This window comes from Enterobacter cloacae complex sp. 370H10 (genome assembly GCF_050031535.1).
GTDB lineage: Bacteria > Pseudomonadota > Gammaproteobacteria > Enterobacterales > Enterobacteriaceae > Enterobacter > Enterobacter intestinihominis.
Genome location: NZ_JBLGWG010000001.1, coordinates 1,310,485 through 1,331,188, shown reverse-complemented (window position 1 = coordinate 1,331,188; position 20,704 = coordinate 1,310,485). Strand labels below are relative to the sequence as shown.

General features: G+C 56.4%; 22 protein-coding genes and 1 pseudogene. 12 read left to right on the top strand and 11 right to left on the bottom strand.

Features of this window, described 5'->3' with window-relative positions; all coding sequences use genetic code 11:
* Position 1: 1 nt before the first annotated feature.
* Together ahpF and ahpC are read right to left on the bottom strand one after the other, a co-directional pair.
* The gene (gene ahpF, locus ACQG2Q_RS06445) at positions 2-1,567 is read right to left on the bottom strand and encodes an alkyl hydroperoxide reductase subunit F (RefSeq protein ID WP_063849577.1); all 1,566 of its coding nucleotides are present in this window, start codon (positions 1,565-1,567) and stop codon (positions 2-4) included.
* 188 nt (positions 1,568-1,755) lie between these two features.
* On the bottom strand, positions 1,756-2,319 hold the full coding sequence (ahpC, locus tag ACQG2Q_RS06440) for an alkyl hydroperoxide reductase subunit C (RefSeq protein ID WP_014882974.1): 564 nt from the start codon (positions 2,317-2,319) through the stop codon (positions 1,756-1,758).
* 621 nt (positions 2,320-2,940) lie between these two features.
* Between ahpC and citR the strand changes: the two genes are divergently transcribed.
* From citR to ACQG2Q_RS06425, 3 genes are all read left to right on the top strand, one after another.
* Positions 2,941-3,861: a DNA-binding transcriptional repressor CitR gene (gene citR, locus ACQG2Q_RS06435; protein WP_022647411.1), complete on the top strand. Its 921-nt coding sequence runs from the start codon at positions 2,941-2,943 to the stop codon at positions 3,859-3,861.
* A 128-nt stretch (positions 3,862-3,989) separates the two neighbouring features.
* Positions 3,990-5,213 carry a phosphoadenosine phosphosulfate reductase gene (locus ACQG2Q_RS06430; RefSeq protein WP_063849573.1) on the top strand — a complete coding sequence of 408 codons (1,224 nt, stop codon included), beginning with the start codon at positions 3,990-3,992 and terminating at the stop codon, positions 5,211-5,213.
* Complete coding sequence (locus ACQG2Q_RS06425; RefSeq protein WP_032624678.1) at positions 5,198-5,824, top strand: IbrB-like domain-containing protein; 627 nt, start codon at positions 5,198-5,200, stop codon at positions 5,822-5,824. Before ACQG2Q_RS06430 ends, ACQG2Q_RS06425 begins: the two co-directional genes overlap by 16 nt.
* Here ACQG2Q_RS06425 and ACQG2Q_RS06420 read toward each other — a convergent pair whose 3' ends face one another.
* Positions 5,825-6,985, bottom strand: a complete 1,161-nt coding sequence (locus tag ACQG2Q_RS06420; protein ID WP_022647408.1) for a pyridoxal phosphate-dependent aminotransferase — start codon at positions 6,983-6,985, stop codon at positions 5,825-5,827.
* 122 nt (positions 6,986-7,107) lie between these two features.
* On the opposite strand from ACQG2Q_RS06420, the gene ACQG2Q_RS06415 reads away from it, so the two are divergent.
* The 3 genes from ACQG2Q_RS06415 to ACQG2Q_RS06405 are packed head-to-tail and all read left to right on the top strand — an operon-like array spanning position 7,108 to position 8,947.
* Positions 7,108-7,722, top strand: coding sequence for a methylthioribulose 1-phosphate dehydratase (locus ACQG2Q_RS06415; protein ID WP_022647407.1), 615 nt, complete (start codon positions 7,108-7,110; stop codon positions 7,720-7,722).
* On the top strand, positions 7,719-8,408 hold the full coding sequence (mtnC, locus tag ACQG2Q_RS06410; protein WP_022647406.1) for an acireductone synthase: 690 nt from the start codon (positions 7,719-7,721) through the stop codon (positions 8,406-8,408). The genes ACQG2Q_RS06415 and mtnC overlap by 4 nt, the downstream gene beginning before the upstream one ends.
* Complete coding sequence (locus tag ACQG2Q_RS06405) at positions 8,405-8,947, top strand: 1,2-dihydroxy-3-keto-5-methylthiopentene dioxygenase (RefSeq protein WP_063849571.1); 543 nt, start codon at positions 8,405-8,407, stop codon at positions 8,945-8,947. The genes mtnC and ACQG2Q_RS06405 overlap by 4 nt, the downstream gene beginning before the upstream one ends.
* Positions 8,948-9,068: 121 nt before the next feature.
* Here the strand turns inward: ACQG2Q_RS06405 and ACQG2Q_RS06400 are convergent, their stop codons facing one another.
* The gene (locus tag ACQG2Q_RS06400; RefSeq protein WP_022647404.1) at positions 9,069-9,293 is read right to left on the bottom strand and encodes a helix-turn-helix transcriptional regulator; all 225 of its coding nucleotides are present in this window, start codon (positions 9,291-9,293) and stop codon (positions 9,069-9,071) included.
* A 106-nt stretch (positions 9,294-9,399) separates the two neighbouring features.
* Here ACQG2Q_RS06400 and ACQG2Q_RS06395 point away from each other — a divergent pair.
* Positions 9,400-9,672: pseudogene (locus ACQG2Q_RS06395) on the top strand (helix-turn-helix domain-containing protein).
* Positions 9,673-9,732: 60 nt separating this feature from the next.
* Here ACQG2Q_RS06395 and ACQG2Q_RS06390 read toward each other — a convergent pair.
* Entirely contained in the window at positions 9,733-10,203 is a 471-nt protein-coding gene (locus ACQG2Q_RS06390) for an SRPBCC family protein (RefSeq protein WP_022647402.1), read from the bottom strand.
* A gap of 43 nt (positions 10,204-10,246) precedes the next feature.
* Positions 10,247-11,263 (bottom strand): S-methyl-5-thioribose-1-phosphate isomerase, encoded by a 1,017-nt coding sequence (gene mtnA / locus ACQG2Q_RS06385; protein ID WP_063149481.1) that lies wholly within the window; start codon positions 11,261-11,263, stop codon positions 10,247-10,249.
* 102 nt (positions 11,264-11,365) lie between these two features.
* Here mtnA and mtnK point away from each other — a divergent pair, with 102 nt between their 5' ends.
* A complete protein-coding gene (mtnK, locus tag ACQG2Q_RS06380) occupies positions 11,366-12,565 on the top strand; it encodes an S-methyl-5-thioribose kinase (RefSeq protein ID WP_048966160.1) in 1,200 nt (399 codons plus the stop codon).
* An 87-nt stretch (positions 12,566-12,652) separates the two neighbouring features.
* Here mtnK and ACQG2Q_RS06375 read toward each other — a convergent pair whose 3' ends face one another.
* The 4 genes from ACQG2Q_RS06375 to ACQG2Q_RS06360 form a co-directional block, all read right to left on the bottom strand.
* A complete protein-coding gene (locus ACQG2Q_RS06375) occupies positions 12,653-13,894 on the bottom strand; it encodes an LVIVD repeat-containing protein (protein WP_074169616.1) in 1,242 nt (413 codons plus the stop codon).
* A gap of 92 nt (positions 13,895-13,986) precedes the next feature.
* Positions 13,987-15,051 (bottom strand): sugar ABC transporter substrate-binding protein, encoded by a 1,065-nt coding sequence (locus ACQG2Q_RS06370; protein WP_063849568.1) that lies wholly within the window; start codon positions 15,049-15,051, stop codon positions 13,987-13,989.
* 19 nt (positions 15,052-15,070) lie between these two features.
* Positions 15,071-16,066 carry an ABC transporter permease gene (locus ACQG2Q_RS06365; protein WP_022647397.1) on the bottom strand — a complete coding sequence of 332 codons (996 nt, stop codon included), beginning with the start codon at positions 16,064-16,066 and terminating at the stop codon, positions 15,071-15,073.
* Positions 16,063-17,565 carry a sugar ABC transporter ATP-binding protein gene (locus tag ACQG2Q_RS06360; RefSeq protein ID WP_038415646.1) on the bottom strand — a complete coding sequence of 501 codons (1,503 nt, stop codon included), beginning with the start codon at positions 17,563-17,565 and terminating at the stop codon, positions 16,063-16,065. Before ACQG2Q_RS06360 ends, ACQG2Q_RS06365 begins: the two co-directional genes overlap by 4 nt.
* Positions 17,566-17,724: 159 nt before the next feature.
* On the opposite strand from ACQG2Q_RS06360, the gene ACQG2Q_RS06355 reads away from it, so the two are divergent.
* The 4 genes from ACQG2Q_RS06355 to ACQG2Q_RS06340 all read left to right on the top strand — a co-directional run bounded on the left by ACQG2Q_RS06355 (position 17,725) and on the right by ACQG2Q_RS06340 (position 20,479).
* Positions 17,725-18,813, top strand: coding sequence for an oxidoreductase (locus ACQG2Q_RS06355; protein ID WP_063849567.1), 1,089 nt, complete (start codon positions 17,725-17,727; stop codon positions 18,811-18,813).
* Between the two features lie 57 nt (positions 18,814-18,870).
* Positions 18,871-19,614 (top strand): SDR family NAD(P)-dependent oxidoreductase, encoded by a 744-nt coding sequence (locus tag ACQG2Q_RS06350; RefSeq protein ID WP_022647394.1) that lies wholly within the window; start codon positions 18,871-18,873, stop codon positions 19,612-19,614.
* Positions 19,615-19,842: 228 nt separating this feature from the next.
* On the top strand, positions 19,843-20,100 hold the full coding sequence (locus ACQG2Q_RS06345) for a type II toxin-antitoxin system RelE family toxin (RefSeq protein ID WP_237764269.1): 258 nt from the start codon (positions 19,843-19,845) through the stop codon (positions 20,098-20,100).
* Positions 20,075-20,479 (top strand): helix-turn-helix domain-containing protein, encoded by a 405-nt coding sequence (locus ACQG2Q_RS06340; RefSeq protein ID WP_022647392.1) that lies wholly within the window; start codon positions 20,075-20,077, stop codon positions 20,477-20,479. Before ACQG2Q_RS06345 ends, ACQG2Q_RS06340 begins: the two co-directional genes overlap by 26 nt.
* Here ACQG2Q_RS06340 and ACQG2Q_RS06335 read toward each other — a convergent pair.
* Positions 20,476-20,673: a YbdD/YjiX family protein gene (locus ACQG2Q_RS06335; protein ID WP_006809671.1), complete on the bottom strand. Its 198-nt coding sequence runs from the start codon at positions 20,671-20,673 to the stop codon at positions 20,476-20,478. The two genes, ACQG2Q_RS06340 and ACQG2Q_RS06335, sit on opposite strands and share 4 nt — an antisense overlap.
* Positions 20,674-20,704: the final 31 nt, after the last annotated feature.

The window sequence follows — 20,704 nt, the reverse complement described above, 5'->3', positions numbered from 1 at the left end:
ATTATGCAGTTTTGGTGCGGATCAGGTAATCAAACGAGCTCAGCGAGGCTTTCGCACCTTCACCGGTAGCGATGATGATCTGCTTGTACGGCACGGTGGTGCAGTCGCCCGCCGCAAATACGCCCTTCACGCTGGTTTCGCATTTCGCATCGATGATGATCTCGCCCATGCGGTTGCGCTCAATTGCGCCTTCCAGCCAGGTGGTGTTTGGCAGCAGGCCAATCTGAACGAAGATCCCCGCCAGCGGTACGCTGTGAATATCGCCACTCACGCGGTCACGGTATTCCAGACCGGTCACTTTGCTGCCGTCGCCTTTCACTTCTGTCGTCTGGGCATTGAGCACAATGTCGACGTTATTCAGGCTACGCACTTTATCCTGCAACACCTGGTCCGCTTTCATCTCAGGGGCGAACTCCAGCAGGGTAACGTGTTCAACAATCCCCGCCAGGTCGATAGCCGCTTCCACGCCGGAGTTACCGCCGCCGATCACCGCTACGCGTTTACCTTTGAACAGCGGGCCGTCACAGTGCGGGCAATAGGTCACGCCTTTGGTGCGATACTGATCTTCGCCCGGCACGTTCATGTTGCGCCATTTCGCGCCAGTGGCAATGATCACGCTGCGCGCCTTCAGCACCGCGCCGGACGCCGTTTCAATCTGGTGCAAACCACCCTCGACCGCGGCCGGAACCAGTTTGCTGGCGCTCTGGCTGTCAATGACATCCACGTCGTAGTCGCTGACGTGCGCTTTCAACGCCCCGGCCAGCTTCTGGCCTTCGGTTTTCGGCACGGAAATGTAGTTTTCAATGTCTACGGTATCCAGAACCTGACCACCGAAACGCTCGCCCATCAGACCGGTACGGATCCCTTTACGTGCGGAGTAAACCGCTGCCGCCGCGCCCGCCGGGCCGGAGCCAACAATCAGCACGTCGTACGCATCACGTTGGTTCAACTCTTCCGCCGCACGTTTTTCTGCGCCGGTATCCACTTTGGCGACGATTTCGGTCAGCGTCATACGCCCCTGGCCGAACTCCTGACCATTCAGGTAAACCGCTGGAACGCCCATCACGTTGCGCTCGGTGATTTCGTTCTGGAACGTACCGCCGTCAATCGCCGTGTGCTTAATGCGTGGGTTGAGCACTGACATCAGGTTCAGCGCCTGCACCACGTCCGGGCAGTTGTGGCAGGAGAGCGAGTAATAGGTTTCAAACTCAAAATCACCGTCGATATCGCGGATCTGCTCCAGCAGCGCCTGCGCTTCTTTTGACGGATGACCACCGGTCCACAGCAGCGCCAGCACCAGGGACGTAAATTCGTGCCCCAGCGGAGAACCCGCGAAACGCGGCCCCTTGTCAGACCCTGGGTTGGCGATCAGGAAAGAAGGCTTACGGACTGCCAGCGTGTTGTCTTCTTTGAAGGTCACTTTCGGCGACAGCTCAGCAATATCTGTCAGCAGCGCTTTGATTTCTGCCGATTTCGCGCTGTCGTCCAGCGTGGCAATCAGCTCAACAGGTTTGGTCAGTTTCTCAAGGTAGGCCTTGAGCTGGGTTTTCATGTTAGTGTCGAGCATTATTCTTCCCTCTCTTAAAACGTCATCATGCAAGCCGCCTTATACGGGCTGCCTGAATGCAACTTGCATCATGGTGCTGGAATGAAATGGGCGCGGGGAGCGCCCATTGATTGCCGGGTGGCACTTCGTTTACCCGGCCTACGATACTGTAGGCCTGTGCAAGCGTAGCGCCGCCAGGCTTTACAGACTTAGATCTTGCCGACCAGGTCCAGAGATGGCGCCAGCGTCGCTTCGCCTTCTTTCCATTTCGCCGGGCACACTTCGCCTGGGTGAGAAGCAACGTACTGAGCCGCCTTCACTTTGCGCAGCAGGTCAGATGCATCACGGCCGATACCTTCAGCGGTAACTTCGATAGCCTGGATAATGCCCTGCGGGTCAACAACGAAGGTCGCACGGTCAGCCAGGCCTTCATCTTCACGCATGTTGTCGAAGTTACGGGTCAGGGCGCCAGTCGGGTCGCCGATCATCGCGTATTTGATTTTCGCGATAGTTTCAGAGCTGCTGTGCCACGCTTTGTGGGTGAAGTGGGTATCGGTAGAAACAGAGTAAACGTCTACGCCCAGCTTTTGCAGTTCTTCGTAGTGGTCTGCAACGTCGCCCAGTTCGGTCGGGCAAACGAAGGTGAAGTCAGCCGGATAGAAGAAGAACACGCTCCAGCGGCCTTCGGTATCTTTCTCAGTAACTTCGATGAACTCACCGTTTTTGAACGCCTGGTTTTTGAAAGGTTTAATTTTGGTGTTAATCAAGGACATCTGTACTTCCTCCGTGTTTTCGTTGAGGTGTAAGGTAACCAACTTTGTTCATCGGGGCTAATGCGTATGCTTTATCAAATCAATCAGCCAAACCTTACAACAGCAACAAGACAGCAAGGTGAACCTTTTACAGGAAAGCCTGAAAGTAAAAAGGCCGCCTCAACGGGCGGCCCTGATACCTGAATTCCCCGCAGGTACATTCAGTGCCAGCCGAAGCTGGCGTTGCGTTGCGCTCTACATACCTTGTATCAAGGCCGTAACAGCGGTTTGATTACAGCACCCCTGCGCGCAATGAGCAATGCATAAGAGGGATAGTCCTGCCTATGGCTGTGATAGGCAGATTCGAACAGGTCATTGAAACATTATAAATTTAATTACATTATGGGTTTCACGCTATATATAAACGCCATTTGTCATTCAAATAATTCAATCACACTTTAAAGATAAAATTATCTTAATAACTCTTGAAGATATGTTTCAATAATCCAAAGCCGTGATATATTAAGATCACTTAAATTTTAAATTAAGCGAGTTATTCACACGGATTGTAAAGGGTAACTACACTCTGTCGTACTCCATGGTGTGATAACGACAGCAAACTCAACTCACTCAGGACGAAACATGGCAAACCTCTACGACCTAAAAAAATTCGATCTCAATCTGTTAGTTATCTTCGAATGCATTTACCAACATCTCAGTATCAGTAGGGCTGCCGAGACGCTTTATATCACACCATCCGCCGTCAGCCAGTCGCTGCAACGCCTGCGCGGTCAGCTTGATGACCCCCTGTTTATCCGTTCAGGGAAGGGAATTACTCCCACCACGGTAGGTACCAACTTGCATCATCATCTGGAAAAAAATCTCAATCAGCTTGAGCAGACGATCAACATGATGCATCACTCGGACATCAAGAAAAAGTTCGTTATCTATTGCACTCAAATGGTGTCTCCTGGTTCGATGCTGGAACCGTTGAAGCTTTTAATATCTGAGGAAAATTATGAGATAGAACAAAGAGATATGCTTATTTCCTCCGAATCAGCGGAAGATTTGTTGGCCTATCGTAAAGCCGATCTCATCTTCTCTATCGCACCTATCCACAATCGCTCTGTGGTCTGCACCCACTTCACTACGGTGCCGATAGCCTTAATCTGTAGAGCAGACCACCCAAGGCTCGCTGACACAGCCACGGTGGACGCGCTATACCAGGAGAAATTCACTTTTTACCAGAGTGCTCATCCGGGTGTAAAAGAGTTCCAGAGTCGGGCCAATGACGCTTTTCCGGAAAGAAATATTGCTTTTCGCACCGACTCCCTTAGCTCTCTCATCTCTATGGTCAGTTCATCTGATTTGTTAGGCTATATCCCCGTGTCGATCTATGAAACATTTAAAGAATCTTTGAAATTAAAAAGGCTTGAGCCACCGTTTGCGCTGCCTGAATTAAAGATCTATATGCTCTACGGCCGTTCATCACTGAATAGCTCTGTTTTTTCAACATTCATTGAAAAAATGCATAAGCTCTGCGTTTCTCCGCCGTCTGCGTAAAATACATTTGCATGGTGAATATAATTAAAGCGAACCGAAAAAAATGACTCCGTGAAATTAAGGATAAATAATTCCATAATATCGTTTTGATTTTCCCAAGACATTTAACACGCAGGACGCGATTAATCATGTCGAACTATAAAATCCCTTTACAGGAAAATGTTTTAGACGCTACTGCGGAACGCATACACTGGACGCTTAACAATTTCCCCAGGGTATGCGTTTCCTTTTCCGGTGGAAAAGATTCTACCGTGATGCTGCATCTTGTTGCCCAGAAAGCACGGCAATTAAAGCGAAAAATAGACGTCATCTTTCTGGACTGGGAAGCGCAATTCTCGTCGACCATTCAGCATGTTGACGCTATGAAAACGCTCTATCGGGATGTTATCCACCAGTTCTGGTGGGTAGCGCTTCCGCTCACGACCCAGAACGCCCTGTCACAGTTTCAACCTGAATGGCAGTGCTGGGAACCCGGAACAAACTGGGTTCGCCAGCCACCAGAAGATGCCATTACCGATTATCACTATTTCGATTTTTATCAGCAGGGAATGACGTTTGAAGCCTTCGTGCGCGAGTTTGCCGAATGGTATGCGCAAAGACGTCCTGCCGCAGTCATGGTGGGGATCCGCGCCGATGAATCTTACAACCGCTTTCTGGCTATCGCGTCGGCGCGTAAGCAGCGCTTTTCTGACGATAAACCCTGGACGACCGTCGCCCCGGGTGGGCACGCCTGGTATATCTACCCACTGTACGACTGGAAAACCGCCGACATCTGGACGTGGTTCGCGAAATCAAAATGTTGCTATAACCCGTTATACGACCTGATGTACAAGGCGGGGGTGCCGCCGCGTTATATGCGCATCTGCGAACCGTTTGGTCCGGAACAGCGTCAGGGCTTATGGCTCTATCATGTCATTGAACCCGAACGCTGGGCGGCTATGTGTGAACGCGCCTGCGGCGTGCGAAGTGGAGGTATTTATGCCGGGCACGATAACCATTTTTATGGCCACCGGAAGATCCTGAAACCTGACCATCTCGGCTGGCGCGAATACGCCATGCTGCTACTCGACAGCATGCCGCAAAATACGGCGGAACATTACCGAAATAAAATCGCAATTTATCTCCACTGGTATCAAAAGCGAGGCCTGGACGATATTCCCGATACGCAGGAGGGTGACATTGGCGCAAAAGATATCCCTTCCTGGCGACGCATTTGCAAGGTTTTACTCAACAATGACTACTGGTGCCGGGCTCTCTCATTTAGTCCAAACAAACCTAAACACTATCAACGCTACAGCGAAAGAGTGAAAGCTAAACGCAAGGAATGGGGGATTTTATGCAGCAGCAAATAATCAGAGAAATGCAGACGTACCTGCAGGCCCTTTCTGAAGAAGAGAAAATCGGCGCTATTAATGCCTTTCGCCAGGCATTACACGAAATCAGCCCTTTTAATAATCAACCCGTCGACTGCGTATTGTGGATAAAACAGACTGACATCACCGCCAATGACTACAACCCAAATAATGTCGCTCCGGCGGAGAAGCGGTTACTCAGCAAATCACTGGAGCTGGATGGATTCACACAACCTATCGTTGTGACGGAAAATGCGCCTGAGAGCTATGAAATTGTCGATGGATTCCATCGCCATGAGCTTGGCAGTCATCGGGCTATTCTGAAGCGTCAACTCAAAGGTTACCTCCCTGTTACCTGCCTGCGTAAAGCACGCCAGGAAAAGTTCGATCGCATGGCTACAACCATTCGTCACAACCGCGCGCGTGGACGCCACCAGATCAATGCCATGTCAGAAATCGTGCGAGAACTGGTGCTTATGGGCTGGAGTGAGCAGAAAATTGGCCTGGAGTTGGGTATGGACAGCGATGAAGTGCTGCGACTGAAGCAAATCAACGGTCTGCTGGAACTCTTCGCGGACCGTCGTTTTTCAGAAGCCTGGACGGTTGAATAGTCAGAGCGAATTTAAGCGCGCAGCCGCTGCCAGCAGCGTCGCCTCCTGCTTCGCAAAGCAAAGACGAATCAGTTTATGCGGGAAGGGATCGGCGCAGAACACCGACAGCGGAATGGCCGCCACGCCCACCTCTTTCGTCAGCCACTGGCAAAAACTGACATCATCCAGATCGGAAATCGCGCTGTAGTCCGCCAGCAGGAAGTAGGTGCCTTCGCATGGCAGGATCTCCAGCCGACTCTCGCTCAAGGCAGTCACAAACCGATCCCGCCGCGCACGGTAAAAAGCTGGCAGGTCCCGGTAATGTTCAGGTTCAGCGCGCAGCATATCCGCCAGCGCCAGCTGGGCGGGTGTGTTTACGGCAAACGTCAAATACTGGTGCACTTTACGCAGCTCAGCGCTGATGGCGGCGGGCGCCACGCAGTACCCTACCTTCCAGCCGGTCATATGGTAGGTTTTCCCAAATGATGATACCGCGATTGCGCGCTCGCGAAGCTGCGGATGCGCCAGCACGCTGGCATGACCCTCTTCGGCAAAGCAGATGTGCTCATACACCTCGTCGCTCAGAACATAGATTTCACGTTCGGCGATGGCCTGCCACAGGGCGGCAAAATCGCTTTTCTGCCACACCGTCGCCGATGGGTTGTGTGGCGTATTCAGGATCACCAGCCGGGTTTTATCGCTCAGCAGCGCGGCAAACGCCTGCCAGTCCGGACGAAAATGCGGCGGCTGGAGCGCCACGCGTTTCACCACGCCACCGGCCAGTTCAATCGCCGGGGCGTAGCTATCGTAGCTCGGGTCAAAACAAATCACCTCATCGCCCGTACGCACCAGGGCGGTTATCGCCGCATACAGCGCTTCGGTGGCCCCTGCGGTTACCGTGATATCGCTGTTCGCGTCAGGCTTATGGCCGTATAACTCCGCCGTTTTATCCGCAATGGCTTCACGCAACGCCTGCACGCCGGTCATCGGCGCATACTGGTTGGCTCCCTGCGCAACGTGGTACGCCAGACGCTCCTGCAAATATTTCGGCCCGTCAAAATCCGGGAAACCTTGTGAGAGGTTAATGGCGTTGTGCTGCTGCGCCAGGGCGCTCATCTGCGTAAAAATCGTCGTGCCGAGATTCGGAAGTTTACTCTGCGGGATCAACGGGTTATTGCTCATTGTAGTGTGCCTGCCTGTAATACTTATGTTGCTGACACTATAACACGATGTTAGTCTTTGGCAATCAAGACGCTTAGACGTCTAAATGATATAAATATTCCTGACCGAGAGGGTAAAAGGAAATGACAGACAACCTGCAACTCACACACCTGGTCGAGGCCTGCCGCTGGATTGGCGCTAAAGGCTGGGCGCCCGCTACCGGCGGCAATATGTCCGTGCGTCAGGATGAACATCTGTGCTGGCTGAGCGAATCCGGAAAAGACAAAGGCAGCCTGACCACCGCCGATTTTCTACAGGTTGAAATCGCCACCAACCGTGCGCCTTCTGGCCGTAAACCGTCGGCAGAGACCGGGCTGCATACCCTCATCTACCGCCTGTTCCCCGAGGCTAACGCCGTCCTGCACGTTCACACCGTCAATGCCACGGTGCTGTCGCGGCTGGTCAACGAGACCGAGCTGAAGATCTCCGGCTTCGAGATGCAAAAATCTCTTACCGGGCAGACCACGCATCGGGATACGGTGGCCATCCCGGTGTTTGATAATGACCAGGACATCGACGCCCTCGCCTCTCGCATCGCCCATTACGCGCAGGAACGCCCGCTTAATTATGGTTTTCTTCTGCGCGGTCATGGCTTAACCTGCTGGGGACGCGACGTGGCCGAAGCCCGCCGTCATCTGGAAGGTTTAGAATTCTTATTTGAATGCGAAATGCGTTTACGACAATGGGAGAGAGTATGATTCGCGCGATTGTGACGGATATTGAAGGGACCACCAGCGATATCCGTTTTGTCCATGATGTTTTGTTCCCCTACGCGCGTGAGCGGCTGGCGGCCTTTGTGACCGCGCAGCAGTACGCCGAGCCGGTCAAATCGATTCTGGACAACCTGCGCGATGAAATCAGCACTCCGCATGCCAGCGTCAGCGATCTCATCAACGTGTTGTTTACCTTTATGGATGAAGACCGCAAATCGACGGCGCTCAAAGCCCTGCAAGGCATCATCTGGCAGGACGGTTACGTCAACGGTGACTTTACCGGCCATCTCTACCCTGATGTACTGCCCGCGCTGGAAAAATGGAAGGCACAAGGGATTGATCTCTATGTTTATTCCTCTGGCTCCGTCGCCGCGCAGAAACTGTTATTTGGCTACAGCGACGAAGGTGATATTACTCATCTGTTCAGCGGCTATTTTGATACCCGCATCGGTGCCAAGCGTGAGGTGCAGTCTTATCAAAATATTGCGGCGCAAACGGGCATCGCCCCGTCGCAGATCCTGTTCCTGTCGGATATTCATCAGGAGCTGGACGCGGCTGAACAGGCGGGTTTTCGCACCCTGCAACTGATACGCGGTGAAGATGACGGCGCAAGCCATCACCATCAGATCCACCAGTTTGACGAGATTAACCCGGAGCAGATCCCTTCATGAGCGCATTGACCATTTATTCCGATAAAGACGCCAGTAAGCACCTGTGGCACAGCACCGACGCCGCCGAGATTGCCCAACAGCTCAACGCCAAAGGCGTGCGGTTTGAACGCTGGGCTGCGGATCGCGATTTAGGGCACGATCCCGCGCCTGAAGCCGTGATCGCGGCGTATCAGCATGCGATCGACAAGCTGGTGGCAGAGAAAGGTTACCAGAGCTGGGATGTGATCAGCCTGCGCGCCGACAATCCGCAGAAAGAGGCGCTGCGCGCGAAGTTCCTGAACGAACACACTCACGGCGAAGACGAAGTACGCTTCTTTGTGGAAGGCGCGGGGCTGTTCTGCCTGCACATTGGCGATGAGGTGTATCAGGTGCTGTGCGAGAAAAACGACCTGATTTCCGTTCCTGCGGGCACGCCGCACTGGTTTGATATGGGCTCAGAGCCGAACTTTACGGCGATTCGTATTTTCGACAATCCGGAAGGCTGGGTTGCCCAGTTTACGGGCGATGCAATCGCGGATGCGTATCCTAGGCTGGCCTGATCTTTTCTCCCTACCCCGCAAAGTAATGCGAGCACCGTACTATCCCCTCGCCCCTCTGGGGAGAGGGTTAGGGTGAGGGGAACATACGGCTCAGGTGGTCAGTTCCATACTCAGGCATTAATTAAATACTGGCGATAATCCTCTGCACATCTGCGCCAACCAGCCTCGCCAGATGCACAAACTCCACCACGTCCAACCTACGCTCACCGTTTTCCACTTTAGCAATAAACGATTGTGGTTTTCCCAGTGCCTCCGCAAGCTGCGCCTGAGTCATCGCCTTCTCTTTACGCGCTTTCTTCAACGCATTGATAACACGCTGGTATTCATCCGAGTAAACTGAGGCCATTGTTCCGATTCCATACAAATATCCTGAAATCGAATATCCTCCCGTTGCCTTTTTATCCCAAAATAGGATAATTGAGCGCGTAACGAACACATGTAAGGAGGACACAATGCAACATCAGAACTGGCACCCGGCCGATATTATCGCTGCACTAAAGAAACATGGAACAAGCCTGGCTGCGTTGTCCAGAAAGGCTGGTCTTTCCTCATCCACGCTGGCAAATGCGCTTACCCGACCATGACCCAAAGGTGAACTGCTTACCGCTCAGGCGCCAGACATTCCACCCGATGTGATATGGCCGGAAAGATACTTTGATGAAAAGGGAGAGCGAGTATTTCGTCAGATGAGGTATACCAAAAAGAGAAATCTGTCTTCAACATAATCAATGAATTCTCCCCCTCACCCCAGCCCTCTCCCTCAAGGGAGAGGGGGTCTAAGGGCACTACCGTTTCAGCCCTTTCACATACCCCACCAACTGATCCAACACCACGCCCCACCCTTCGTGGAAGCCCATCTGTTCATGCTGCTCGCGGATTTCCTTCGTTGGGTGACGCGCTATCGCCGTGTAGCGGGTCTTGCCCTCCCCCACATCTTCCAGCAGCAGGATCGCCGTCATAAACGGCGTTTCAGCCGGCTTCCAGCCCTCAGTATAGCCATCGGTAAAGACCAGCTTGTTCCCCGGATCGATTTCAAGAAATACGCCCCGGTTATCCATCCGCTGCCCGTCCACCTCAAACACGGTATTGAACCGCCCACCCACGCGCAGATCGAGGTCGCATTCAGTCACCTTATGGGGAGCAGGAATGAAGAAGTTTTTGATGTGCTCCGGTGTGGTCCAGCAGAGCCACAGCAGGTCGCGCGGTGCGTCCACCACGCGTTCCAGTTTTAAGTCTGTTTCAGGATCGAGCGTCACGATAACGTCCTCTAAAGGGAACCCCTTACAAGGATAGTCCCACTCAGGCGAATTTCCCTTTCGCTACCTCTTCAGGGGTGACCACGCCCGTATCCAGCACCCAGCCGCTAATCAGCGAGGCGGGGGTAACGTCAAACGCCGGGTTATAGACCTGCGCCTCTTGCGGCGCCCACTGCACCGCGCCAAAGCTTCCCGCCACGCCCGTCACTTCGCTGGCCGCGCGCTGCTCAATCGGGATCGCGTCACCGTTCGGGCAGTCCCGGTCGAGGGTCGTTTGCGGGGCGGCGACGTAGAAAGGAATACCGTGGAACTTCGCCAGCACCGCCAGGGAATAGGTGCCGATTTTGTTCGCCACGTCGCCGTTGGCGGCAATGCGGTCTGCCCCCACCCACACGGCATCCACCTGCCCTTTTGCCATCAGGCTGGCGGCCATGGAATCGGTGATGAGCTGATACGGCACGCCCAGCTCGCCCAGCTCCCATGCGGTCAGCCTGCCGCCCTGCAACAGCGGACGGGTTTCATCCACCCAGACGTTGCTGACGTTGCCTGCCTGATGCGCGCGGGCAATCACCCCTAGCGCCGTCCCGACGCCCGCCGTTGCCAGCCCGCCGGTATTGCAGTGGGTCAGCAGGCGGCTGCCGGGCTTCACCAGCGCGCTACCCGCTTTCGCAATCGCGTCGCAAAGCCGTTTGTCTTCATTAATCAGGCGCAGCGCTTCAGCCACCAGCGCCGGAACGAACGCTTCCTGCCACAGCGCAATCTTCATGCGGTCGAGATTGTTCATCAGGTTCACCGCCGTCGGGCGGGAGGCACGCAGGGTCTCCAGCGCCGCCGCCAGCTCGTCGCGGCCTTTACCGCTTTCCGCTAACAGCGCCAGCAGCAGGCTTGCAGAGAGACCAATTAACGGCGCGCCACGCACGCGCAGAGCGTGGATATGCCCAACCAGCGCCTCCACCGTCGAGGCATCCAGCCAGCGTTTCTCCTGCGGAAGCGCCTGCTGGTCGAGAATATAGAGCTGATTATTCGCCACCCGCAGGCTGGTCGTCTGTAATGTCTGCATGTCGTTAATTCCCTGTTGCGTTGTTGTAGCACATTGTGTCAGGATGAAATCCAGATGTATAGACGTCTACATGTCTTAATTAGCAAAACTGAGGAGCAGGCCATGTCGCAATACCGTACCTTTACCGCTCAGGACGCCGTGGAGTATGCCAGGCAGTTTGGCGGACTTGACGATCCGTCATCGCTGGTGGAGGCGCAGGAAATCGGCGACGGTAACCTCAACCTGGTCTTTAAAGTTTTCGACCGCGCGGGCGTGAGCCGCATCGTCGTTAAGCAGGCGCTGCCCTATGTGCGCTGCGTCGGCGAGTCCTGGCCGCTGACGCTGGATCGCGCTCGCCTGGAGGCGCAAACCCTGGTCGAGCATTACAAGCACAGCCCTGAGCACACAGTGAAAATCCACCACTTTGACCCGAAACTGGCGGTGATGGTGATGGAAGATCTCTCCAGCCATCGCATCTGGCGCGGCGAGCTGATTAACAACATTTACTACCCGCAGGCGGCGCGGCAGCTGGGTGAATATCTGGCTCACACCCTGTTCCACACCAGCGATTTTTATCTGCATCCGCACGAGAAAAAAGCGCAGGTGGCAAAATTCATCAACCCGGAGATGTGCGAGATCACTGAAGATCTGTTCTTTAACGATCCGTACCAGATCCACGCACGCAATAGCTACCCGGCCGATCTGGAGAACGATGTTGCCGCCCTGCGCGACGACGCCCAGCTTAAAATCGCTGTGGCCTCCCTGAAGCACCGCTTCTTTTCGCATGCCGAAGCCCTGCTGCACGGGGACATTCACAGCGGCTCAATTTTTGTGGCCGACGGCAGCCTGAAGGCCATCGACGCCGAGTTCGGCTACTTTGGCCCGATTGGCTTTGACGTTGGCACTGCCATCGGCAACCTGCTGCTGAACTTCTGCGGCCTGCCGGGGCATCTGGGCATTCGCGATGCCGCCGCCGCGCGCGAGCAGCGCCTGACCGATATTCAGGAACTGTGGAACACCTTCGCGGAGCGCTTCCAGGCGCTGGCGAATGAGAAAACGCGCGACGCCGCGCTCAGCGCGCCGGGCTATGCCTCTGCGTTCCTGAAAAAGGTCTGGCACGATGCCATCGGATTCTGCGGCACCGAGCTGATTCGCCGCAGCGTCGGGCTTTCCCATGTGGCGGATATCGACACCATTCAGGATGAAGCGATGCGTCACGAATGCCTGCGCCACGCGATATCCCTCGGCAAGGCGCTGATTGTGATTGCTGACCGCATCGACAGCGCGGAAGAGCTGGTAGCGCGAGTACGGCAGTACAGTTGAGAACGTTTGCCCGGTGGCGCTGCGCTTACCGGGCCTACGGGTGCAAAATGTAGGCCCGGTAAGGCGAAGCCGCCACCCGGCAAAAACTCATCCTAAATACTCAATCACCGACATCCCACCGTTATAATCCGTGCTGTAAATAATCCCCTGCGCATCCACAAACACGTCGCACGACTGGATCACCTGCGGGCGATTGGGCCGCGTATCCATCATCTTTTCCGGCGCCGCGGGCACCAGCGCCCCCGTTTCCACCGGGCGATACGGATTGGAAATGTCATACGCGCGCACGCCCGCGTTCTGGTACGTCGCGAAGATCAACGTTGAGCTGACAAAGCTCCCCGGCCGGTTTTCGTGCAGGTTGTGCGGGCCGAAATGCGCCCCTTTCGCCACGTAGTCGGTTTCATCCGGCTGCGGGAAGGTAGAAATGCTCACCGGGTTCGACGGCTCGCGGATATCAAACAGCCAGATCAGCTTCTCGCCGTCCTGCTGGTTATCCAGCACCGCCTCGTCCAGCACCACCAGCAGGTCGCGATCCGGCAGCGGAAGCGCGGTGTGCGTCCCGCCGCCAAACGGCGGGCTCCAGTTACGATGGCTAATGAGCTTAGGCCGGGTGCGGTCCTTAACGTCCAGCAGCGTCAGGCCACCGTCGCGCCAGCTGCCGTACGCGGTATCGCCTGCAATAATCGCATGGTGCAGGGCGTAGCGTTTGCCTTCCGGCCAGTTCGGCTGTTCGCCTTCGGCCTGATTCATCCCCGGCAGCCACCAGCGTCCCGCCACTTCAGGCTTGCGCGGGTCCGCCAGATCGATGGTCAGAAAGATGTAGTCGGTAAAGCCGTCTATCAGCGCTGAGACATACGCCCAGCGGCCACCGACGTACCAGATGCGGTGAATGCCGATGCCGCTCAGCGATAAAAAGCCTATCTCGCGTGGCCTGTCCGGTGTGGAGATATCAAAGACGCGAAGCCCGGCGCTCCAGCCTTTATCCTGCACGTCACTGACGGTCTCCCCCACCTGGCGGGTGTAGTAGACCTTCTCGTCGGCAAAACGCGCATCGGCAAACAGATCCCGGGCGTTGATCACCAGCAGCAGGTCGTCATGCGCCTGGAGATGCACATTCCAGGTACCCGGCGGCGCAGGCACGTATCCTGCGGCTTTTGGTTTTTTCGGGTCGCGCACATCCACTATCGAAAAGCCCTGCGACACCATATGGCCGATATAGGCGAAACCTCGGTGCACCATCAGCTGCACGCCGTCCGGGCGACCGCCCTGATCGCTATGGCCAATCAGCTGCATATTGCGGCTGTATTCGGGAGGGGGTAATTGAGACACCTTATGCTCCTTACGCCCGGTGGCGCTGCGCTTACCGGGCCTACGGGTGCGAAATGTAGGCCGGGTAAGGCGCAGCCGCCACCCGGCTTGGTTTACTTGTTTTTAGCGGCAAGGGTCGCAAACCACGGCGCAACAAAATCTTCCGTCTGGCCCCAGCCCGGAATGATTTTCCCCAGAGACGCCACGTTCACCGCGCCCGGCTGGGCGGTCAGCAGCGCCTGCGGAATGGCCGCCGCCTTGAAATCGTAAGTGGCAGGCGTCGCGTCTCCGGCAATCTTATTGGCAATCAGGCGTACGTTGGTCGCGCCAATCAGCTTCGGATCCACCGCCACGCTCACTGCCCATGGGCTACCCGGCTCGCGCATCAGCTGTAAATCCTGGTTGGAGATGTCGATGCTGTAGAGTTTGATCTCGGTTCGGCCGTTCTCTTTCAGCGCCTTATAGGCGCCCTGGCTGAAGGCATCCCAGGTACCCCAGATGGCATCGATTTTACCTTTCGGGTATTTCGCGAGGATCGCGCCCACCTTGTTGGCAGTGTCGCCCTGCACGTCAGAGGAGACCGCGCCGATGGACTCCAGCTCTTTAATCTCCGGGTACTGCTTTTGCAGTTCTTTGTAGGCCGCCTGACGGCGCTCCATCGGCGGGAAGCCCGCGACCCATAGCTTGACGATATTGGCCTTGCCGTTGAAATCTTTCGCCAGCTGGCCGAAAGAGAGGTTGGTCAGGGAGGCATCGTCCTGCTGGGTAACGGTTACGCCCGGGATCTCGCCGTTCACAGCGGTATCAAACACCGAAACTTTGATCCCGGCATCCACCGCCTTCTTCACCAGCGCGGTGGAGTACGGATCGCGCCCCTGAGAGAGAATAATCCCGTCGTATTTCTGGCTGATGGCCTGGTTAACGAAATCCTGGAATTTGGCGTCGTCCCCGTTACTTAAAAAGGTGCTGACCTTAAAGCCGAGCTTTTTCCCTTCCTGAATCGCCCCGGCAACAAACTGCGTGGTGTTGTCGTCCGAGCCCAGGTTGCGGATCACCGCGATGCGGATCGGGCCGTCATGGCTGGCAATGGCGGTCGGAACCGGCGCGGGGGTAGCCGCCAGGCCCGGCAGAGAAGTGAGTAACCCAAGAGCTACCAAAGAGAGCGCAATCTTTTTCATTTATTATCCCGTTGTGTTGTCAGCGTTTTTGTATGTAGGTAATCGCCAGCGCTACCGCGAGCACCAGCCCTTTTATAATGTCCATGGCGTAATACGGCACGGAGAGCATCACCAGCCCGTTCGACAGCACGCCGAGGATCACCGCCCCCACCAGCGTACCCAGCGCGTTCGGCTTGCCGGATCCGGCCAGCGAGAACCCGATCCACGCCGCCGCCACCGCGTCCATCAGGTAGCCGCCGCCCGCATTCACCTGCGATGAACCAATACGCGAGGCCAGCAGAATGCCGCCCAGCCCCGCCAGCAGAGAGGCAATCACGTAGGCTGCCACTTTGTAGCGGGTGGTGCGAATGCCGGAGAGGCGCGCGGCTTCGGGGTTGCCGCCAATGGCGTACATCCGGCGTCCATGGGTGGTCAGCGACAGGCCCAGCTGTGCCAGAATCGTCACCACCAGCATGACGATCACAATGGTCGGCACCTGCCCGAGCAGGCCAAACGCCGCCGGAATGGTCCCTTCCGCCATGTCGCCGCTCGGCAGTACCATGTTCTCGGTAATCGACCCGCCGTAGCTGTAGGTCATCGCCACACCCTGAATGACAAACAGGCTGGCAAGGGTCGCGAGCATGTCCGGAATGCGCAGGATGACGATCAGAAAGGCGTTAAACAGGCCGACCAGCGTACAGAGCGCGAGGGTCAGCAGAATCGACTCGGTGGTGCCGAAGCCGTGCCAGACGAAAAGCGAAATCACCAGCGCGTTCGCCAGCGACGCGGTAGATCCTACGGAGAGGTCGAACCCGCCGACGGTCAGCGAAATAGAGACGCCAACGGCAATCACCGTCACGATGGCAATCGAGCGCAGAATGTTGATGATGTTGTTCGGGTCGAGGAAGCTGTCCGACGCCAGGCCAAACACCGCCACCAGCGCGACGACGGTCAGCAGCATGCCCCACTTATAAAGAAAATCGAAAATCTGCTGACGGCCAGACGCCGCCGTGGTCACTGAAAGGGCCTTGCTCACGACGCCGTTCCTCCGGTTGAATAATAAAGTAGTGTTTCTTCCCGGGCCTCTGCCCCGGCGATTTCCGCCACGATGCGCCCGTCCCACAGCACGCAGATGCGGTCGCACAGACCGACCAGCTCGGCAAATTCACCCGAGGCGTAAATCACCCCTTTGCCCTCGCGCGCCAGGCCGTCGATCAGCTGAAACAGATCGGTTTTGGCCTTCACGTCCACACCTTTGGTCGGCTCGTCGAATATCAGCACGCTGGCGTCATTGCGCAGCCATTTCCCGATGGCGACCTTCTGCTGGTTACCGCCGGAAAGCCGACGCAGCACCTGCCCCGGCCCGCGCGTGCGCACGCCGACGCGGGCAATCACCTCTTCCGCCCAGCGCCACGCCTGACGATGACCAAACAGGCTCCAGCGCGAGAAACTGTTATCGGCGCACACGGCAAGGTTCATGCTCACCGGCTCGTCGATAAAAATGCCCTCTTTGCGCCGCTCCTCCGGCACCAGCGCCAGACCGCGTAGCACCGAGTCTGCCGGATCGCGCGGTTTCCAGGCCTGATGGTTCAGCTCGCCGCGCGCCACGCGGCTTTTGCTGGCGCCAAACAGCGCCTTGCAGAGTTCCGTTTTCCCCGCCCCCGCCAGCCCGGCAATGCCGAGGATTTCACCTTTGCGCAGATGCAGGGAGATATCTTTCAGCAGCGCGTCGTCGTGCAGGCCTTCCACCCGCAGCAGCATCTCTTCACCGTGCGGCGGTCGCGGGGGCGGATAGATATCGCTCAGCTCGTGGCCGAGCATCTTCTCGACGATCTCCTCTCCGCTCAGATCCGCCATCGGGCCGGACTCAATCAGCCTGCCGTCGCGCAGCACCGTCAGGGTGTCGCAGATGGCCTTCAGCTCGTGAATGCGGTGAGAAATAAACACCACGCCAATGCCCTGCTGTTGCAGACGTCTTACTACCGCAAACAGACGCTCGCTTTCGTGCGCGTCCAGCGGCGCAGTGGGCTCATCAAGAATGAGAAAACGGCAGTGGTGCGAGAGCGCCCGCGCCAGCAAAATCTGCTGCTTTTCAGCCAGCGTGCAGCTGTCGATGGAACGGCGAACGTCCAGCGAAACATCCAGCTGCGCCAGCGCCTGCCGCGCCTGCTGACGAATCGCGCGCCAGCTGTAGCGGTGTCCCGGCTGCGCCAGCTGGTCGAGCATAATGTTCTCCGCAATGCTCAGCCCGGGGATCAGCGCCACGTCCACCTCCTGCTGCACAAGGTGGATACCCAGCCGTTTGGCGTCCAGCGGCTCGCGGATGCTTACCTGCTGGTTGTTAATGCAGATTTCGCCTTCATAACGATCGTGCGTCCCACACAGCACCGCCATCAACGTCGATTTTCCCGCGCCGTTGGCGCCGGTCAGCGCATGCACCGACCCGCCATTCAGGGTGAAATCCACGCGCGACAGGGCCTGAAAGCCGGAAAAGGCCAGGCTGATACCGCGCATCTCAAGGCGACTGGAAACCATCCGCGTAAATCCTTCATTACTCTTCTGATTTAGCGAATTTTTCACAGCTCCGGTTGACTGACAACGACGGAAAAGGCATAAGATAAAGCGAAATATTATTAGCCATCCGGATGTCCAGACATAACATCGGGTTAGCGCTTGCTAAAAAAGGACAACTTCATGAGCAACACCAATATCCGCGTCGTGCCCGGCCCGGCGAACTACTTCTCTCATCCGGGAAGCCTTGCGCACCTGGATGATTTCTTTACTCCGGAACAGCTTTCCCGCGCGGTGTGGATCTACGGCGAGCGGGCTATCGAGGGCGCACGCCCTTATCTGCCGCAGAGTTTTAACGCAACGGGGGCAAAACATCTGCTGTTTAAGGGCCATTGCAGCGAGCGTGATGTCACTCATCTGGTGAACGCGTCGGGTGGTGAAGCCAGCGTGGTGATTGGCGTGGGCGGCGGTGCGGTAATGGATACCGTCAAGGCCGTGGCGCGTCGTCTGGGCGTGCCGTTCGTGGGCATTCCCACCATCGCCGCCACCTGCGCGGCGTGGACCCCGCTCTCTGTGTGGTACAACGATGCCGGGCAGGCGCTACAGTTTGAGATTTTTGACGACGCCAACTATCTGGTGCTGGTGGAGCCGCAAATCATCCTTAACGCCCCGGCGGAATACCTGTTGGCAGGCATCGGCGATACGCTGGCGAAGTGGTACGAAGCGGCGGTACTCGCCCCTGAACCGGAAAACCTGCCGCTGACCGTGCGTCTTGGCCTGAACGGTGCGCTGGCGATCCGCGACGTGCTGCTGGAGCGCAGCGAAGAGGCGCTGGCCGACCAGCAGCGCGGCGACCAGACGCAGGCGTTTCGGGACGTGGTGGACGCCGTTATCGCCGGTGGCGGTATGGTCGGCGGTCTGGGCGAACGCTATACCCGCGTGGCGGCGGCACATGCGGTGCACAACGGCTTAACCGTGCTGCCGCAGACGGAAAAATACCTCCACGGCACCAAGGTGGCCTACGGCATTCTGGTGCAGAGCGCCCTGCTCGGTCAGGAGGACGTGCTGGCGCAGCTGGTGGCGGCATACCAGCGTTTTAACCTGCCGACCACGCTTCGCGCGCTGGAGGTCGATATCCATAACCGCGACGAGCTGGACAAGGTCATTGCTCACACCCTGCGCCCGGTGGAGTCGATTCACTTTTTACCGATTACGTTAAGCCCTGACGTTCTGCGCGCCGCGTTTGAGAAGGTGGAATCCTTCAGCCGTTAATCGCGCCGACGGTCTATACCTAATGATGATTCTCTCCACTCTTGCAACGAGGTCATCATGCAGATCGATTTAACAGGTAAAAAGGCGCTGGTTACTGGCGCCAGTCGTGGGCTGGGTCGGGCGATTGCGCTGTCGCTGGCGCGCGCCGGTGCCGATGTGGTTATCACCTACGAAAAATCCGTCGATAAAGCCCAGCAGGTCGTCGATGAAATCAACGCGCTGGGGCGACACGGCGAGGCGATTCAGGCCGACAGCGCCAGCGCGCAGGCGATTCAGGATGCGGTCACGCAGGCGGCGCGCTCCCTCGGCGGGCTGGATATTCTTGTCAATAACGCCGGGATTGCACGCGGCGGCCCGCTGGAGTCCATGACCCTGGCGGACATCGACGCTCTGATCAACGTCAATATCCGCGGCGTGGTGATCGCCATTCAGGAAGCGCTGGTGCATATGTCTGACGGCGGACGCATCATCAACATCGGCAGCTGTCTGGCGAACCGCGTGGCGCAGCCGGGGATCGCCGTCTACTCGATGACCAAATCGGCCCTAAACTCCCTTACCCGGGGTCTGGCCCGCGATTTAGGCCCGCGCGGCATTACCGTCAACCTGGTTCATCCCGGCCCGACCAACAGCGATATGAACCCGGAAGACGGCGAGCAGGCGGAAGCCCAGCGCCGGATGATCGCGCTTGGTCATTACGGCCAGCCGGAGGATATCGCAGCGGCGGTCACCTTCCTCGCCAGCCCGGCTGCGGGGCAAATTTCCGGCACCGGTCTGGATGTGGACGGCGGTCTGAACGCCTGATCGCAAAGTTACTGTATGCCTCTGTCGCCCGGCAGAGGCCTGTTCGAGTTGCCTCGACGATTCGCGTTTTGCCGCTTTCTCGCGGTTTTTCTCCGCTCTACAGTACCCCATAAGAAATTCGGAATTTATCTAATAGTCTTATTATTTCCTTATGTTTTGTGTGGGCGTACAGTGGAGGTACGGATGAAGATTGTCTGATCTAAAACAGCAGAGAAGCAGTTTTCTAAAATCGATCCTCGATATCAGAACCGCATTAAATTCAGGCTGGAGAAGATGGATGATAAAACATCACCTGTCGCGGATATCAAGAAATTATCTTCTCCCGAAAACCACTACAGGTTGCGATTAGGTGATTACAGGTTCATTTACACCTTCGGGGATCCGCCGGGTGATATCTGCTACGTAGTGGCAGTAAAACGCCGGACAACCACTACCTACCTTCAGGAGGAGCATACGGAATATGACTATTCAGTTCATCAAGGATGAAGAAGGAAAAAAACAGTATGTTGTCATACCCTACGGTGAATATTTTCGCATGCGTTTAGCCATGCTTGAGTACGATGACGATGATGAAAACGACTGGGAAGACATCCCTTACGAATCAGACATCTACGATAACGTAGGTTTACCGGGTGAAGTGTGCGACATCATGCATAACGAGAACGTCAGCCTGCAGGCCGCCTGGCGCATTTTACGCGGTATGTCCCAGCAGGAGGTGGCGGAGAAGCTTGGCATCAGTCAGTCCGCCGTGTCACAGCTGGAGGCGCTGGACTCCCGACCGCAAAAGCGCACCCGCGAAAAGCTGGCGGCAATTTACGGCTGTAAACAGGAGCAGATCAGCCTCTATTTACCAAAAGAGGGTTAACAGCACTTCGCCCCGCCCTTACCGCCGTAGCGGGCGTCCTGACGGTCGCGGAAAAATTCTTCGTAGGTCATTGGCGTCTGATCCGGGTGGTTGACGCGCATATGCTCGACGTAGTTGTCGTAATCCGGCACGCCAATCATCATTTTAGCGGCCTGGCCCAGGTATTTACCTGCTTTGGAAAGGGTGTCGAACATAATCAGTTTCTCGTTTGTTTCCCTCACCCCG

Excerpts from the sequence above, each read along its gene's own strand:
- ahpF (WP_063849577.1), bottom strand. The coding sequence starts at position 1,567 with ATGCTCGACACTAACATGAAAACCCAGCTCAAGGCCTACCTTGAGAAA.
- ahpC (WP_014882974.1), bottom strand. The coding sequence starts at position 2,319 with ATGTCCTTGATTAACACCAAAATTAAACCTTTCAAAAACCAGGCGTTC.
- citR (WP_022647411.1), top strand. The coding sequence starts at position 2,941 with ATGGCAAACCTCTACGACCTAAAAAAATTCGATCTCAATCTGTTAGTT.
- ACQG2Q_RS06430 (WP_063849573.1), top strand. The coding sequence starts at position 3,990 with ATGTCGAACTATAAAATCCCTTTACAGGAAAATGTTTTAGACGCTACT.
- ACQG2Q_RS06425 (WP_032624678.1), top strand. The coding sequence starts at position 5,198 with ATGCAGCAGCAAATAATCAGAGAAATGCAGACGTACCTGCAGGCCCTT.
- ACQG2Q_RS06420 (WP_022647408.1), bottom strand. The coding sequence starts at position 6,985 with ATGAGCAATAACCCGTTGATCCCGCAGAGTAAACTTCCGAATCTCGGC.
- ACQG2Q_RS06415 (WP_022647407.1), top strand. The coding sequence starts at position 7,108 with ATGACAGACAACCTGCAACTCACACACCTGGTCGAGGCCTGCCGCTGG.
- mtnC (WP_022647406.1), top strand. The coding sequence starts at position 7,719 with ATGATTCGCGCGATTGTGACGGATATTGAAGGGACCACCAGCGATATC.
- ACQG2Q_RS06405 (WP_063849571.1), top strand. The coding sequence starts at position 8,405 with ATGAGCGCATTGACCATTTATTCCGATAAAGACGCCAGTAAGCACCTG.
- ACQG2Q_RS06400 (WP_022647404.1), bottom strand. The coding sequence starts at position 9,293 with ATGGCCTCAGTTTACTCGGATGAATACCAGCGTGTTATCAATGCGTTG.
- mtnA (WP_063149481.1), bottom strand. The coding sequence starts at position 11,263 with ATGCAGACATTACAGACGACCAGCCTGCGGGTGGCGAATAATCAGCTC.
- mtnK (WP_048966160.1), top strand. The coding sequence starts at position 11,366 with ATGTCGCAATACCGTACCTTTACCGCTCAGGACGCCGTGGAGTATGCC.
- ACQG2Q_RS06370 (WP_063849568.1), bottom strand. The coding sequence starts at position 15,051 with ATGAAAAAGATTGCGCTCTCTTTGGTAGCTCTTGGGTTACTCACTTCT.
- ACQG2Q_RS06360 (WP_038415646.1), bottom strand. The coding sequence starts at position 17,565 with ATGGTTTCCAGTCGCCTTGAGATGCGCGGTATCAGCCTGGCCTTTTCC.
- ACQG2Q_RS06355 (WP_063849567.1), top strand. The coding sequence starts at position 17,725 with ATGAGCAACACCAATATCCGCGTCGTGCCCGGCCCGGCGAACTACTTC.
- ACQG2Q_RS06350 (WP_022647394.1), top strand. The coding sequence starts at position 18,871 with ATGCAGATCGATTTAACAGGTAAAAAGGCGCTGGTTACTGGCGCCAGT.
- ACQG2Q_RS06340 (WP_022647392.1), top strand. The coding sequence starts at position 20,075 with ATGACTATTCAGTTCATCAAGGATGAAGAAGGAAAAAAACAGTATGTT.
- ACQG2Q_RS06335 (WP_006809671.1), bottom strand. The coding sequence starts at position 20,673 with ATGTTCGACACCCTTTCCAAAGCAGGTAAATACCTGGGCCAGGCCGCT.